Here is a 15,639-nt window from a genome sequence, read left to right as displayed (position 1 = left end):
TAACAAATGATAATAAAGCAGCCTAGTGAACGCAGGCGCTGGAGGTGGACGAGTTGTCGTCAGTAGTAGTGGTAGGTACCCAATGGGGAGATGAAGGAAAAGGGAAAATCACCGATTATCTCTCTGAGAATGCAGAAGTAGTAGCTCGTTATCAAGGTGGCAATAATGCAGGACACACCATTGTATTCCACGGAAAAAAATACAAACTTCACTTAATTCCATCCGGGATTTTTTATAAAGATAAAATATGTGTGATTGGAAATGGCATGGTTATAGATCCGAAGGCTTTAGTGGAGGAATTAAAGTACCTTCACGATCAAGGTGTAGATACGAACAATCTTCGTATTTCTAACCGGGCACACGTTATTTTGCCGTATCATATTCGTCTCGACCAAGCGGAAGAAAAGAGCAAAGGCACCAATAAGATCGGAACGACAGGAAAAGGAATTGGGCCGGCTTATATGGATAAAGCAGCTAGAACAGGCATAAGGATTTCTGACTTACTGGATAAAGAAGAATTCGAAGAAAAATTAGCGCGGAATTTGCAAGAAAAAAATCGTTTACTCGAAAAAGTATATGAAATAGACGGCTTCACCAAGGAAGACATCCTAGAAGAGTATTATGAATACGGCCAGTTTTTTGCGAAATACGTTTGTGATACCTCTGTCGTCTTAAATGATGCGATTGATCAAGGAAGACGTGTCTTGTTCGAAGGAGCGCAAGGGGTAATGCTGGATATTGACCAGGGAACTTACCCATTTGTAACATCCTCCAACCCTATTGCAGGTGGAGTGACGATTGGTTCAGGTGTCGGTCCTTCAAAAATTCAACAAGTAATTGGGGTTTCCAAAGCATATACGACCCGTGTCGGAGATGGCCCATTTCCAACTGAATTGACCGATGAGACAGGCGATCGTATTCGAGAAGTAGGAAATGAGTATGGAACGACAACGGGCAGAGCACGCCGTGTCGGTTGGTTTGACAGCGTCGTCGTACGCCACGCACGCCGAGTGAGTGGGATTACCAACCTCTCTTTAAACTCTATCGATGTGTTAACCGGGATTGAGACGGTGAAAATTTGCACAGCATATAAATATCGCGGTGAAGTGATGGACGAATTTCCAGCTAGTCTAAAAGTTCTTGCTGAATGCGAACCTGTTTATGAAGAAATGCCAGGTTGGACGGAAGACATAACGGACGTCCGCTCATTGGATGAATTGCCTGAAAATGCACGTCATTATATTGAGCGCGTCTCACAATTAACCAATATTCCTATCAGTATTTTCTCGGTAGGTCCCGACCGGAACCAGACAAATTTAGTCCGAGGTGTTTGGGGCGTCTAATGGTTCTTATCCGATCAGAAAACTTATATCTGATCGGATTTTTTTTAGCCGAGAACACGCCTCACTCATGAGAGATCTCATCCAAGATTTTTTTGCAAAAAAGTCCTTGAAATAAAAAAAATGACGTGGTAATATTATTCATGTTGTCGCTTACGACAGAAAGAGAAATTCTATGACACTGTACGAGCCATTAGCTCAGCTGGCAGAGCATCTGACTTTTAATCAGAGGGTCGGAGGTTCGAATCCTCCATGGCTCACCATTTTACATACATATAAGAATTAGTTTTTCTATGAACAGAGATAGAAAAGGCCCGTTGGTCAAGTGGTTAAGACACCGCCCTTTCACGGCGGTAACAGGGGTTCGAATCCCCTACGGGTCACCAACGGAGGGTTAGCTCAGCTGGGAGAGCATCTGCCTTACAAGCAGGGGGTCGGCGGTTCGATCCCGTCACCCTCCACCATCTATATGTTTAAGCAGTTCATTCCTTTGACTGAATTGGAAGAAGCAAGAAGGTCAAGGAAACGAAAGAGAGAAGGAAGGAGCGTACGCCGGTACGTGACCTGACAGAACGAGAGAAGATGACGAAGAGAATCGCAGCAACGTTTCCAAAGACTTGTAAAGAAGAAGCAAGAAGGTCGAGGAAACGAAAGAGAGAAGGAAGGAGCGTACATTGGTACGTGAACTGACAGAACGAAAGAAGATGACGAAGAGAATCGCAGCAACGTTTCCAAAGACTTGTAAAGAAGAAGCAAGAAGGTCGAGGAAACGAAAGAGAGAAGGAAGGAGCGTACATTGGTACGTGACCTGACAGAACGAGAGAAGATGACGAAGAGATTCGCAGCCATTCGTACCTCTGACTGAGTTGGAAAGAAGAAGCAAGAAGGTCGAGGAAACGAAGGAGAGAAGGAAGGAGCGTACATCGGTACGTGACCTGACTGAACGAAAGAAGTTGACGAAGAGATTCGCAGCTTATTCTTTACAAGAAGGGCCTGTGGTGTAGCGGTTAACATGCCTGCCTGTCACGCAGGAGATCGCGGGTTCGATTCCCGTCAGGCCCGCCATTATTATCACACCGAATAAGCACCGAGTTGTCTGCGACGCACATTTCTTCGAAGCATAAGCAGGCAGAGGAGCAGACAGAGGAACTCGTAACGAAAAGCAAGAAGAAGACCTATCGTTTGTGTAAATACTTTGAAATGGCTCGATAGCTCAGTCGGTAGAGCAACGAGCATCACAGCGCTGAATAAGCGTCGAGTTGTCTGCGACGCATATTTCTTCGAAGCATAGGCAGGAAGAGGAGCAGACAGAGAAACTCGTAACGGAAAGCAAGAGAAGCACTGTTATTTATGAAAACACTTTAAAATGGCTCGATAGCTCAGTCGGTAGAGCAACGAGCATCACAGCGCTGAATAAGCGTCGAGTTGTCTGCGACGCATATTTCTTCGAAGCATAGGCAAGAAGAGGAGCAGACAGAGGAACTCGTCATAAAAAGCAAAAGAACCAGCTGAATGTATTAGGAAAAATATTATATGGCTCGATAGCTCAGTCGGTAGAGCAGAGGACTGAAAATCCTCGTGTCGGCGGTTCGATTCCGTCTCGAGCCACCACTTTAATAAAAAGACATGGTACGTCTGGAGTTAGAATCCAGGCGTTTTTTGTTATTGAGGAAATGATAAAAGCTATCCGCTTGTGAATTGTGAAAGGGTTAGCTACGTCCAGTGTGTGTCGTCGCTAGGCGGTCGCTTTGCGCTTTTGTTCTTAATGCTTCAGTTTCGCCATTTCCGCAACTTTCCCGCGATTACCACAGGTAGGCAGGCATCTTGGCTTTTCTTAAAATGAGCAGTAAGTCGGGGTAGCGCCCTATGGTACAATGGGGAAGGAAGAGACAAAACAAAATTATTATTCTATGATATACAAAAGAAACTATAGGAGAGTTAGGAGCGATTAAAAATGGATGAAAAAATTCTCGTAGTGGATGACGAGCAGCCGATTGCAGATATACTAGAATTCAATCTAAAAAAAGAAGGATTTCAAGTAGACGTGGCGTATGACGGCAGCGAAGCGTTGAAAAGAGTAGAGGAATCCGTTCCTGATCTTGTGTTATTAGACATTATGCTTCCTCAAAAGGATGGCATGGAAGTTTGCCGAGAAATTCGTAAAAATCACGATATGCCTATTATTATGCTTACTGCGAAAGATGCAGAAATTGATAAGGTGCTTGGCCTGGAGTTGGGAGCCGATGATTATGTGACAAAGCCATTTAGCACGCGAGAGCTGATCGCTCGTGTGAAAGCAAATTTGAGACGACTTCAAGCGGTGCCCGAGGAAAATCAGTCCAAGCAAAAACAAATTGAAGTAGGAGATCTTTTAATCGATCCGGATGCTTATCTCGTTAGCAAAAGAGGGGAGCCTGTTGATTTAACACATCGAGAATTTGAGCTGATTCATTATCTTGCCCGTCACATTGGGCAAGTCATGACAAGAGAACACTTACTGCAGGCGGTCTGGGGATATGATTATTTTGGTGATGTTCGTACAGTCGATGTTACCGTCAGACGGTTACGTGAGAAAGTGGAGGACAACCCAAGCTACCCTACCTGGATTGTTACACGGCGTGGTGTCGGTTATTATTTAAAACACCCTGATCAGGAGAAATAGAGCCGATGAGAATTATCGATTTTTTTCGATCCATTCATGTCAAAATGATTGTCATTTTTATACTGTTGATTTTTATAGCTGTTCAAGTGATTGGTGTCTATTTTACGAGAGAGCTGGAATCGCAGTTAGAGGATAATTATTTTGCCATGCTTCGAGAACGAGCGGATTTGTTAGAATACAACGTCCGTCAGGAAATGACGAGAGATAGGAATCCAGAAGAAGAACCGCTAGAAGATGATATAGAAGCACTTCTACACGAGTTTTTCTCCCTCGAAAATTTAGATGTTCAGGTGGTCGATGCGAATCAGCGGGTTATTGGAACGTCGAATTGGAATGACCAGAACATAGTAGGTCAACAAAGTACATTGGTAAGAATAGAGCGTGCTTTGTATGGGACAGAAGATGCCTCTACCTTAAGAGACCCGGAGACAGGCGATCGGATTCGTGTCATGGCACAGCCGGTGGAACTTGATGGAGAAATTATTGGTGCCATTTATATAGAAGCATCCATTGAAAGTATTTATGCAGAGTTGGAAGAAATCAATAACATTTTTTTAAATGGTACATTTATTGCCCTCGCTATTACAGCGTTACTTGGCATTCTTGTCTCTCAGACGATTACACGACCGATCGTTGATATGAAGAAACAGGCGAAAGTCATGGGAGAAGGAGATTTCTCAAGAAGGGTAAAAGTGTACGGTCAGGATGAGATTGGACAACTTGCAGAATCATTTAATGTATTGACGATGAATTTGAAAGAAGCCCATGCTAATACAGAAGGCGAAAGAAAAAAACTGAGCTCTGTGTTATCCCATATGACGGATGGTGTGATTGCAACCGATGAATTAGGACATATCATTTTGATGAATACACGAGCAGAGCGTCTGTTAGACGTGGATAGTAAAGAAATTATGGGAACCTCTCTGCCAGAAGTGTTAGACCTTTCCGGCAACATAGCACCGAGTGATTTGTATGATTATACGGAGCCTATCTTACTGGATTTTAGTAATGAACAAGAAGATTTCTTATTAGAGGCTCACTTTTCGGTGATCCGTAATGAAGAAGGACCAGTGAATGGCTTGATTACAGTCCTCCATGACGTGACAGAAAAAGAAAAAATTGAAAGAGATCGGCGTGAATTTGTGGCCAATGTGTCTCACGAGTTGCGAACTCCTCTTACTACAATGCGAAGCTATCTAGAAGCGTTGGAAGAGGGAGCGATGGAGGATGAGAGTTTAGGCCCTCGTTTCTTAAACGTCACTCAAAATGAGACAGAGCGAATGATCCGACTAGTCAATGATTTGCTGCAGCTATCACGCATGGATAACGATGAAGTCCAAATGACGTTTGCTCCAACCGATCTGAAAGAATTACTTAGTCAGATTACAGAACGTTTCCAAATGATCACGAAAGACAAGAACATTGATATCCGAAAACAGTTCCCTAAGCATCCGGTATATGTCGATATGGACAAAGATAAAATGGTTCAGGTCTTTGATAACATTGTTTCCAATGCCGTCAAATACTCACCCGATGGTGGAATGATTATGATTCAAATGATTACACGAGGCCAAGCGGTAGATATAGAAATAACGGATGAAGGGGTAGGTATTCCAAAAGAAAGTCAGGAAAAAATCTTTGAACGGTTTTATAGAGTTGACAAAGCAAGAGCAAGAAACCTCGGGGGAACGGGGTTAGGCCTTGCCATTGCCAAGGAAATAGTACAAGCCCATGGAGGACGGATTGGTGTAAACAGTGTATGGAAAAAAGGAACAACCATCTCTGTAACCCTTCCTTATTCCATAGCGAAAAAAGCGAGTGTTGGTGAATGAAAGAACGTATAAAGTCCTGGACTTTAACAATCCTTGTGGCTATTAGTGTATTCCTAACGTGGCAGCTGTGGAATTACCAGCCGAATTATGCACTGTTAGATGAAGATACTGGCTATGTCCCGAGTGAAAACTTGGGGAAAGAGCTGTCCTTAAAAGAAGTTATTTGGCCGCAGCAGTTAGTTTTTCACCAAGGAGTTGATCAGCACGGAGTGGATGGATCGGATCGTTTATTGTCTGCTTTCTACGAAGATTTTCTCGACTCTCGATTTGAAGATATAACTTTAAACCAAGATTATGAGATACGAGATTTGTATGACGGCCAACGGGAGGCAGAATTAGTGTTTCCTGCCCCTATTCCAGGGGAAGCCTTAGAGCGTATATTAGACATTGAATCGGATACTCCTTATTTATCGATCGATTCCGTGGATCGTATTATTTTGTCGGATCAAGGGGGAGACAGTGAAAACCTACAAGTAAAGTTTGTCTCTTACAGCGAACCTGTGGTGTTGGAAGGAGAAACGAATTTTAGTTTATCTGAATTTAGAGAGCGGTATATCGAGAGAATGGATGAATTTCCGGAAGTATTCCCATATGAACTGCCTGGCAGTGATTTTATTCAAAAGACAGTTTATCTTCCAGCAGAGCCTATTACGTATAATAGTGTGTCTGATACATCAACCGCTCTTAATTATAATGACTTTTTGAGCTTGCTTTTCAGTGACTCGGATTACGTGAGACAATATCATCAAGATAATCAGGAAGCCTCGTTTACTGATGGGAACCGAATGATGAGTCTGGAGGATAACGGTGATTATCTCACTTACGTCAACCCGGTCTATAGTGAAAACTCCAGTGATAATCAGCAGCATGTCGTCACTACCACTTTTGATTTTGTTAATTCACGTGGTGGCGGCTGGACGGATGACTATCGCCTCTATGATTGGGAACATAGAAGAAGCGGGGAACATGCAACATACCGTATGGTTGTAGCCGGATTGCCGGTATTTGAGTCCCGCGGCCGCGATCTGGCTTCCATAAATGTCAGCCGCTCGGGTGGACAAGTCTCGGAGTTTTCGCGACCTTTATTTAATCTAGATGAGAGTCCAATTGACACACAAGGAGCAGAAGAACTCGCTTCAGGGTCAGAGGTTCTCGCCTACGTGGAAAGACAGTTTGAAACCGATCGTATTGAGAATATCCAAGTAGGATATCAAATGGAAAAAACAGATAATCTCGTGATTCGTTTTGAGCCAAGTTGGTATGTGAAGTACGATGGTTCCTGGTATTCTGTAGAACCGAACAAGGAGGAGGAATAAGATGGATTGGAGTCGAACAAAGACCATTTTTATTGTCACCTTCCTCCTGCTCAACACTTTTCTCATCTACCAGTTGATTGAAAAAAGAAACGAAGGGGACATTAATGTTCGTGCTCAAGCTACGGTGAAAGAAAGATTAGCTGATATGAATATTACAGTCACAGAGGAACTTCCAGAGGATAAAAGTGAAATCAGTCATATTGTAGGCCAAACGATGGATATTTCAGAGGAAGTTATAAACAAAGCCGGAGAGGAACAAGTCACCGTCTTAAATAATCGTTTTATCGAAGTAACGTTAGAGGATCCTTATAAGATTACTGATCCTGAAAGAGACGTGGAGAACTTTTTAAGAGATCATGTTGTCCATGCGGAGGAGTACTCCTATACAAGCTGGAATCAGGATGAGGGACAGATGTTTTTCAATCAAACCTTTCAAGAACACATCGTTGTTACCTACGCTGAGAATCAGCTTGTACTGTTTTTTAATGAAGATCAGGAAATAGTAAGCTATATTCAAAGTTATTTAGAATTCAATGAAGAAGGAAAAGAGAAAGATATGCTTGCCCCTTACAAAGCGATTGAAGTGTTGTTAAATGAAGCCATTATATCATTTAATGATGAAATCTCTCAGATCGAACTAGGATATTATAGTTTGTTTAGCCCAGAAGGGGATGTACAAGTATTTGCACCGATGTACCAAATTCAAGTGAATGAGGAATCAAGTTATTTAGTTCACGCGATTGATGGTTCGATTCAGGAATCCATCGGGGATACGGATAATATTGAAGGAATACAGGAAGAGAACACAGCTGAAGAAATGACAGAAGAAACATCCAGTGAAGGATAGTATGGAGAGTGAAATCGGTTATGGCATTATCATTCAGTGTACTTGCGAGCGGAAGTACGGGGAATGCTTTTTACGTGGAGACAGATAAAAAAAGATTGTTAGTAGATGCAGGTCTCAGTGGAAAGAAAGTGGAATCTTTATTAAAGCAAATCTCCCGAAGTCCAAATGAATTGGATGGGATACTTGTCACCCACGAGCATAGCGATCATATAAAAGGTGTGGGGGTGCTTGCAAGAAAATACGGACTCCCCATTTTTGCAAATGAAAAAACATGGGCAGCCATGGAACCGAATCTCGGAACGATCGATAACGGTCAAAAGTTTATTTTTGAGCGTGGCACCGTCCAGTCCATGGCAGACCTTGATATTGAATCCTTTCGCGTCTCACATGATGCCGCAGATCCCATGTTTTTCGTTTTCCACCATGAAGGCAAGAAATTGTCTTTGGCTACAGATATGGGATATGTGAGCGAAGAAATTAAAGGAACGATCCGTAATTCAGATATGCTTATTTTTGAATCGAATCATGATATGAACATGCTGAGAATGGGACGCTATCCATGGAATGTAAAAAGAAGGATTTTAGGAGATTCTGGTCATGTGTCTAATGAAGATGCTGCTTACGCTCTTACTGAAATTGTAGGAGATCAAACTTCTCGTATTTATTTAGCTCACTTGAGCAAAGATAATAATATGAAAGACCTGGCCCGCATGACCGTCACGCAGATATTGGAACAAGAAGAATCAGGTGTCGGCTATCAATTCTCTTTACACGACACGGATCCTGAAGAAGCTACCACTCTCGTTACGCTTTAGAGTAGACAATTCGCTTATTTTGTTATATTTTCATCATACGAGGGATAGTGTAACAACTGTCCTTGGGGGTATATTACTTTAGGACTAAAGCTTCTTTCTGGTCGGTCTAAGAAGGTATTTCATACAGGTCTAACCATACTTATAAAATACCTACAGAAGAACAGGAAGGTGTCGGTGAATGGGCTATTATGATGACCATATGCAGGATGAAAAGACACGGGAAAGGAAAAATCGCCGCAGAGCGGGGCTGGCTGGTTTAATCGGAGCATTGATTGGAGCCATCCTTGTTGTACTAGCGATTCCTTTCTTAAATCAAGCTGGAATTTTTTCAAACGCCGCAGGGGAAGAAACTTCGCCAACAACGGAAGAGGAGACAACGGCGAATCAAGATTCCTCCATCATAGAGAATCAGCAGCAGACTGTGAATGTCTCGGTGAACTCGGACGTAACGGAAGCAGTGGACAAGGTTTCTAATGCGGTAGTGGGGGTCTTTAACTTACAACAGACTGAATTCTGGCAAGAAGAGGGACAAGCAGTTAATAGAGGAACAGGTTCTGGTGTTATTTATAAAGTCGAAGGAGACAGTGCTTTCGTCGTCACGAATCACCATGTGATTGAAGGCGCGAACCAAGTAGAAATAAGTCTCGCGAATGAGAAGAGAATTGAAGCAGAAATAGTAGGATCGGACGTGTTGACAGACTTGGCTGTCCTGCGTGTAAATGCGGAGCATGTGGAAACCGTGGCGGAATTTGGAAACTCAGACAAACTGAGAGTAGGAGAACCGGCAATCGCTATTGGCAACCCATTAGGGACCCATCTTTCCCATACGGTGACGCAAGGGATTATCAGTGCCACGGAACGCAGTATCCCTGTGGATTTAACCGGTGACGGCAACCCGGACTGGAATGCAGAAGTTATTCAAACAGACGCTGCCATTAACCCAGGTAATAGCGGGGGAGCTTTAATTAATATTAAAGGACAGCTCATCGGAATCAACTCCATGAAAATCGCTCAATCCGCGGTAGAAGGGATTGGGTTTGCGATACCGACGTCTGTAGCGCTGCCGGTTATTGAAGATTTAGAAGAACATGGACAGGTAGAACGCCCTCAAATGGGTGTAGGAATCCGTTCGCTAAGTGAAATTCCAAGCTATCATTGGCAGGAAACATTAAAGCTTCCACCAGAGGTAGAAAGTGGCGTATTCATTACAAATGTTGTCCAAGGAAGTCCCGCAGAACAGGCCGGATTGCAGCAATATGATGTGATTGTTGCGATGGACGGTGAAGAGATGACAGACGGCCACGATATAAGAAAGTATTTGTATACCAAAGCCGAAGTGGGAGATACAGTTGAAATTACCTTTTATCGTAACGGCGAACAACAAACGACAGAACTGAAATTAACGGCACAACAAGACTTTTAATAGAACGACCTCCGGGGACATTCTCCGGAGGTTTTTGTTGTTTATAGAATTTCTATTTGCCTATGGATAACTTTGTAAAAGGGGTTAGCTAGGTCTAGCACCAGGCGTCTTATTTCTTTATGGGGATAATTCGTTTGTTATGGTGCGGTGGAGCTTAAGTGTTAATAAAAAAGTTCAAATCAGAGGGATAACAAATATACTTATCCACAATATATTCACAGTTGTGTGTAAAAGTTCAAGGAAACCCTTAACAACAGGTGTGGATATGTGGAATAATTTTGTGTATAACTTATGAGGAGAGATAGGAATGAATATAACCATCATCGCTGTGGGTAAGTTAAAGGAGAAGTATTTAAAACAAGGGATAGATGAATATGCCAAAAGAATGAAGCCGCATGCAAAACTAACGATGATAGAAGTATCAGATGAGAAGATACCGGAAAATGCAGCTGAAAAAGAAAAACAGCAGGTGAAACAAAAAGAGGGAGAAAAAATCCTCGATAAAATACAAGATAATATGTACGTATTTGCATTAGACCCACACGGCCGCATGTTATCCTCAGAAAAAGCAGCGGAGACGATAGATAAATTAGCATTACACGGAAAAAGTAAAATAGCCTTTGTCATAGGAGGTTCTTTAGGGTTGGCCCCAGACGTGTTACGGAGAGCCGATTTCACATGGTCTTTTTCTGAGTTAACGTTTCCTCACCAACTGATTCGTCTGATGCTGATGGAACAAATATATCGCATGTTTCAAATTAATCAAGGCTCCGCTTATCATAAATAAGGGTTCTAAAACAAATGTTGGGGTGAATAGGATTAGATTCTTCCATTTCTTAAAAAAGGTTGATGGCGAACAGGTGAGACGCCTGCGGGAAAAGCAACAGCTGAAAATCCCGCAGGCAGCGATTTGCTGCCGAGGAAGTTGAAGCGTTGCCCGCGGCAAGCGAGCCTAAAGAGTCATCCAAGCCGTAGAAAAATGATTAATAACCCCAACAAATTTTACAGAACCTAAATAAGAATACTCTAGATCCGCCGGGGCTGGTCAAAAGCAAAGTTGACGCAGCTCCGTCTTATGAAGCGGAGAATGATTTTCTTGTATCGCATTTATTGTTGAAATTTATCAAGAGTTACAAAAAAGTCTCTGAGAAATTCATAAAACAATTTTTCAGTCGGCAGTAAATCGCGTTCCTTTGGAATGATCACTCCCACGGTACGTGTCACTTCTGGTTCAATAATTGGTACTTTTACTGTAGAACGAGGAACATTATCCACTAAAGTAATTTCCGGAATTAATGTAACTCCCAGACCTGCTGAGACTAGTCCTTTGATGGCGTCGATATCTTCTCCTTCGAATGAGACATTTGGCTCAAAACCGAGTTTTTGGCAGGATTCCACAATAATTTCTCTAAGTATAAAACCAGTTGGGAACAAAATAAATGAATCTTTTCGCAGCTGATTCAGACTGATCGCACGGTTTTCAGCCAACGGATGGTCAACAGGAAGAAGGGCGACGATATTTTCTGAAAAAAGAATGCTGCCCTCTACTTTGTTTTCTTCATGAGGAACTGGGCCTAATAAAGCCATATCAATCTCCCCTTTGACTACATCCGTAATAAGATTATGATACGAGCTTTGTTTGAGCTGAAATTTCACGTGAGGATTTTTTTCACGAAAAGCTGATACTACAGTAGGGAGCATAAACGCAGCAAGACTGCTCGGAAAACCGATATGTATCGTCCCTTGGTTAGGATCCGCATATTCCTTTACTTCACGAAGTGCGTTATCGATGACTCGCATCGCTTGCTCCATATGCTCTAAAAACGTTTTTCCAATCGGTGTTAATTTTACACTGCGTCCTTCGCGAATAAATAAGTCCACCCCTAACTCTGCTTCTAAATTAAAGATTTGTCTACTGACAGCTGATTGAGCAACATGCAAAGCCAGTGCAGCTTCCGTGACATGTTCTCGCTTTGCCACTTCAATAAAATACTGTATTTGTCTAAATTCCACTTTCCCTCACCTCATCTTGGTCCATCATAGGCATTTTTTCTGCAAAGTTTTTAAAAAAAATAAAAAGATAATGGGTATATTTTCTCGAATGATAGCGCTACCAATCACATATTGTCGACAAAATCAATTGTTTTTTCGCCCTTATCTCATTTTAGCATTAATCTTATCTATTTTTCATATTGTTTAGATCATTCCATTCATTATAAAATAAAATTACCGAAAACAGCGACGATATCAGGCACTTGCCTAATTTATTTATAAAAAGGGAGTATGATAATTAATATGGTAGCTTTAGCGAAGGAAAAACAAAAAGAGCTTGTAGAAGCTGAGAAATATGTCTCTGAAGTTTATGAAGCAATAAAAGAACGGAACCCGCATGAGGTAGAATTTATCCAAGCGGTAAAAGAGATCTTTGATTCCTTAGTCCCTGTCCTTGCCAAACATCCGAAATACATCGAACATAATATTTTAGAACGAATTGTAGATCCCGAGCGTTTTATCTCATTTCGAGTATCTTGGGTAGATGACCAAGGAAAAGTACAAGTGAACCGAGGGTATCGTGTCCAATTTAATAGTGCGATCGGACCTTATAAAGGCGGTTTACGTTTTCATCCATCGGTGACCCCAAGCATCATTAAATTTTTGGGTTTTGAGCAGATATTTAAAAATTCTTTAACCGGTCAATCGATTGGCGGAGCAAAAGGCGGGTCAGATTTTGATCCAAAAGGGAAATCAGACGGGGAAATTATGCGCTTTTCCCAAAGTTTCATGGCTGAACTTGGAAAATACATTGGACCGGACGTGGATGTCCCTGCAGGGGATATTGGAGTAGGAGCACGCGAGATTGGCTATATGTTTGGTCAATACAAAAAAATGAAAGGTGCTTATGAAGCCGGTGTATTGACTGGTAAAGGTGTAAGCTTTGGAGGCAGCTTAGCGCGTACAGAAGCTACCGGTTACGGTCTCGTCTATTTCGTTGATGAAATGTTAAAGCATAAAGGTTTGAGTTTTAAAGATCAAACGGTTGTTGTATCAGGATCTGGCAATGTCTCTATTTATGCTATTGAAAAAGCGCATGAATTAGGTGCGACTGTCGTGGCGTGCAGTGACTCAAATGGTTACATCTACGACAAAGAAGGTATTGATTTAGACACCGTAAAAAGATTAAAGGAAGAAAACAGCTTGCGAATTTCTGAATATGTGGAGGAGCATCCGCACGCTGAATACAAGGAAGGCTGTTCAGAAATTTGGTCTATTCCATGTGATATTGCGCTTCCTTGCGCGACACAAAATGAAATCGGTGAACCTTCCGCAAAACTGTTAGTAGCGAACGGTGTAAAAGCAGTAGGGGAAGGGGCCAACATGCCATCTACGTTGGAAGCTATTGACACGTTTCTTGAAAATGATGTCCTATTCGGACCGGCCAAAGCAGCAAACGCGGGAGGAGTAGCTGTGTCCTCTTTCGAAATGGCGCAGAATAGTTCCAGAGTGTCTTGGACCTTTGAAGAAGTAGACGCTAAGTTAAAAGAGACGATGGCTTCTATATTTACTAATAGTATTAAAGAAGCGGAGGAGCATGGCGTTCCGGGTAACTTAGTTATTGGTGCCAATATAGCCGGCTTCAAGAAAGTTGCAGACGCTATGATCGATCAAGGCGTTATTTAATTGGTAACAGTTTGATTACCTTATATAGTGAGGGCTGTCTAAGCGGTTCATCCCGTTTGAGGCAGCCCTTTTTCACGTGTATTTTGAATGAAAGTGTGAAATTGGATATGATGAGAGAAAGCGGGCATCAAAGAAAGGGTGAGTGACATGAAAGAATGGCAGGAAATGCTTGCGTTGGCGAAAGAGTGGGCACAAGAAGCAGGAGACTATTTGTTAGAAAGAGCAGAAGGTCCGATGGATATGGAAAGCAAGACATCTGCTATTGATTTAGTAACTGAGATGGATGTGTGGTCCGAAACATTTTTAAAAGACAAAATCAAATCTTTTTACCCTGACCATCATATCCGCACAGAAGAAAGTGAAGATGAAAAAGGACAATCCCCTTACGAATGGGTAATCGATCCTATTGATGGGACTGTTAATTATGCTCGCGGGTTGCCTTTTTACTGTATTTCCATCGGTATTCGTTATGAAGGAAATACAGTCATTGGGCTGGTCCATGCTCCTAAACTAAATGAAACCTATGAGGCCATTAAAGGGGAGGGTGCTTTCTTAAATGGAAAAGAAATCACTGTCTCTCAAACCGGTCAGTTACATAGCGCTGTAATAGGCACTGGTTTTCCTTATGATAAAGACAGGGATAAGGATAATAACTTAGAATATATAAATAAAATGATTCCTCAAGTTGGCGGTATTCGTAGAATGGGGAGCGCAGCATTGGACTTGTGCCAAGTAGCAGCTGGACGCATGGATGGTTACTGGGAATTAAAATTAAATGACTGGGATGTGGAAGCGGGCTTGTTAATCGTAAAGGAGGCTGGTGGTCAAGCGGTGGTACAACCAGAGAAAAAAGGTTTATTCATCCTCTCAGCTAACTCGCTGTTGTTTTCCACGCTTCAGAAAATTATTGATCGGTGATAAGTTAAATCAAAAGGTAATGTTCCACGTGAAACATTTTTATTTCCCCGTTCTATGTGTGTTTCATGTAGAAACAAGAGGGAATAAAAGGTAAAGATAGGGAAAAGGAGGAGGAAAAGTGGGAAATATATTAAAGAATGATTGGGAGCCGCGGTTAGAGAAAGAGTTTGAGAAAGAGTACTATTTACGTCTTCGTTCTTTTCTTAAAAAAGAATATAGTGAGTTTACTGTCTATCCAGAAATGCACGATATTTATAACGCCTTGCATTACACTACATATGAAAAGACGAAAGTTGTTATTATTGGACAGGATCCATATCATGGGCCAAACCAAGCACATGGTTTAAGTTTTTCTGTCAAACCACAAGTGAAAATTCCTCCTTCTTTGCAAAATATTTATAAGGAACTTAGGGATGATCTCGGTATCCCTATCCCTTCTCATGGCTGCTTGACGAGCTGGGCAGAACAAGGTGTGTTATTATTAAACGCTGTGTTGACAGTGAGAGCAGGCCAAGCAAACTCCCATAAAGGGAAAGGATGGGAACATTTCACTAATGAAGTCATTCGTCAAGTGAATGAAAAAGAAGAACCGGTCGTTTTCCTCCTCTGGGGGAGAAATGCGCAAGCTAAAGAAGAATTGGTCACGGCTTCTCACCACTTTATTATAAAGTCACCTCATCCAAGTCCATTTTCAGCGAACAAAGGTTTTTTCGGAAGTAAACCATTTTCACGTACCAATCAATTTTTACGAGAAGCAGGGCGGCCCGAAATCGATTGGACCATTCCAGAGAATGTTTAGAAAGGAGCA

General features: G+C 42.0%; 12 protein-coding genes and 5 tRNA genes. 16 read left to right on the top strand and 1 reads right to left on the bottom strand.

Annotated features, from left to right (window positions below):
* Positions 1-53: 53 nt before the first annotated feature.
* From BM095_RS07490 to rlmH, 13 genes are all read left to right on the top strand, one after another.
* A complete protein-coding gene (locus BM095_RS07490; protein ID WP_091659609.1) occupies positions 54-1,343 on the top strand; it encodes an adenylosuccinate synthase in 1,290 nt (429 codons plus the stop codon).
* Between the two features lie 184 nt (positions 1,344-1,527).
* A tRNA-Lys gene (locus BM095_RS07485) sits at positions 1,528-1,603 on the top strand.
* Positions 1,604-1,651: 48 nt separating this feature from the next.
* Positions 1,652-1,726, top strand: a tRNA-Glu gene (locus BM095_RS07480).
* A gap of 2 nt (positions 1,727-1,728) precedes the next feature.
* A tRNA-Val gene (locus tag BM095_RS07475) sits at positions 1,729-1,804 on the top strand.
* Between the two features lie 525 nt (positions 1,805-2,329).
* Positions 2,330-2,405, top strand: a tRNA-Asp gene (locus BM095_RS07470).
* Positions 2,406-2,875: 470 nt separating this feature from the next.
* Positions 2,876-2,951 (top strand) — tRNA-Phe (locus BM095_RS07465).
* Positions 2,952-3,294: 343 nt separating this feature from the next.
* The gene (yycF, locus tag BM095_RS07460; protein ID WP_091659606.1) at positions 3,295-4,002 is read left to right on the top strand and encodes a response regulator YycF; all 708 of its coding nucleotides are present in this window, start codon (positions 3,295-3,297) and stop codon (positions 4,000-4,002) included.
* 5 nt (positions 4,003-4,007) lie between these two features.
* Complete coding sequence (gene walK / locus BM095_RS07455; protein ID WP_091659603.1) at positions 4,008-5,834, top strand: cell wall metabolism sensor histidine kinase WalK; 1,827 nt, start codon at positions 4,008-4,010, stop codon at positions 5,832-5,834.
* Positions 5,831-7,150, top strand: a complete 1,320-nt coding sequence (locus BM095_RS07450; RefSeq protein WP_091659600.1) for a YycH family regulatory protein — start codon at positions 5,831-5,833, stop codon at positions 7,148-7,150. The genes walK and BM095_RS07450 overlap by 4 nt, the downstream gene beginning before the upstream one ends.
* A 1-nt stretch (position 7,151) precedes the next feature.
* Complete coding sequence (locus BM095_RS07445; protein ID WP_091659598.1) at positions 7,152-7,997, top strand: two-component system regulatory protein YycI; 846 nt, start codon at positions 7,152-7,154, stop codon at positions 7,995-7,997.
* A 20-nt stretch (positions 7,998-8,017) separates the two neighbouring features.
* Entirely contained in the window at positions 8,018-8,812 is a 795-nt protein-coding gene (locus BM095_RS07440) for an MBL fold metallo-hydrolase (RefSeq protein ID WP_091659595.1), read from the top strand.
* Positions 8,813-8,990: 178 nt separating this feature from the next.
* Positions 8,991-10,235, top strand: a complete 1,245-nt coding sequence (locus BM095_RS07435; RefSeq protein ID WP_091659593.1) for a S1C family serine protease — start codon at positions 8,991-8,993, stop codon at positions 10,233-10,235.
* Between the two features lie 307 nt (positions 10,236-10,542).
* On the top strand, positions 10,543-11,022 hold the full coding sequence (gene rlmH, locus BM095_RS07430) for a 23S rRNA (pseudouridine(1915)-N(3))-methyltransferase RlmH (RefSeq protein WP_091659590.1): 480 nt from the start codon (positions 10,543-10,545) through the stop codon (positions 11,020-11,022).
* A 320-nt stretch (positions 11,023-11,342) separates the two neighbouring features.
* Here rlmH and BM095_RS07425 read toward each other — a convergent pair whose 3' ends face one another.
* Complete coding sequence (locus BM095_RS07425) at positions 11,343-12,248, bottom strand: LysR family transcriptional regulator (protein WP_091659587.1); 906 nt, start codon at positions 12,246-12,248, stop codon at positions 11,343-11,345.
* 270 nt (positions 12,249-12,518) lie between these two features.
* Here BM095_RS07425 and gdhA point away from each other — a divergent pair, with 270 nt between their 5' ends.
* The 3 genes from gdhA (at position 12,519) to BM095_RS07410 (ending at position 15,630) form a co-directional block, all read left to right on the top strand.
* A complete protein-coding gene (gene gdhA, locus BM095_RS07420) occupies positions 12,519-13,913 on the top strand; it encodes an NADP-specific glutamate dehydrogenase (RefSeq protein WP_091659584.1) in 1,395 nt (464 codons plus the stop codon).
* Positions 13,914-14,060: 147 nt separating this feature from the next.
* On the top strand, positions 14,061-14,831 hold the full coding sequence (locus tag BM095_RS07415; protein ID WP_091659581.1) for an inositol monophosphatase family protein: 771 nt from the start codon (positions 14,061-14,063) through the stop codon (positions 14,829-14,831).
* 118 nt (positions 14,832-14,949) lie between these two features.
* Positions 14,950-15,630 (top strand): uracil-DNA glycosylase, encoded by a 681-nt coding sequence (locus BM095_RS07410; RefSeq protein WP_091659578.1) that lies wholly within the window; start codon positions 14,950-14,952, stop codon positions 15,628-15,630.
* Positions 15,631-15,639: the final 9 nt, after the last annotated feature.

Source organism: Alteribacillus iranensis (genome assembly GCF_900113025.1).
Lineage (GTDB): Bacteria > Bacillota > Bacilli > Bacillales > Marinococcaceae > Alteribacillus_A > Alteribacillus_A iranensis.
The sequence above is the reverse complement of the archived record's forward strand: the minus strand, read 5'-3'. Positions and strand labels throughout refer to the sequence as shown.

What these genes read in the sequence shown, in the direction of transcription:
- yycF (WP_091659606.1), top strand. Translation starts at nt 3,295, where the DNA reads ATGGATGAAAAAATTCTCGTAGTGGATGACGAGCAGCCGATTGCAGAT.
- walK (WP_091659603.1), top strand. Translation starts at nt 4,008, where the DNA reads ATGAGAATTATCGATTTTTTTCGATCCATTCATGTCAAAATGATTGTC.
- BM095_RS07450 (WP_091659600.1), top strand. Translation starts at nt 5,831, where the DNA reads ATGAAAGAACGTATAAAGTCCTGGACTTTAACAATCCTTGTGGCTATT.
- BM095_RS07445 (WP_091659598.1), top strand. Translation starts at nt 7,152, where the DNA reads ATGGATTGGAGTCGAACAAAGACCATTTTTATTGTCACCTTCCTCCTG.
- BM095_RS07440 (WP_091659595.1), top strand. Translation starts at nt 8,018, where the DNA reads ATGGCATTATCATTCAGTGTACTTGCGAGCGGAAGTACGGGGAATGCT.
- BM095_RS07435 (WP_091659593.1), top strand. Translation starts at nt 8,991, where the DNA reads ATGGGCTATTATGATGACCATATGCAGGATGAAAAGACACGGGAAAGG.
- rlmH (WP_091659590.1), top strand. Translation starts at nt 10,543, where the DNA reads ATGAATATAACCATCATCGCTGTGGGTAAGTTAAAGGAGAAGTATTTA.
- gdhA (WP_091659584.1), top strand. Translation starts at nt 12,519, where the DNA reads ATGATAATTAATATGGTAGCTTTAGCGAAGGAAAAACAAAAAGAGCTT.
- BM095_RS07415 (WP_091659581.1), top strand. Translation starts at nt 14,061, where the DNA reads ATGAAAGAATGGCAGGAAATGCTTGCGTTGGCGAAAGAGTGGGCACAA.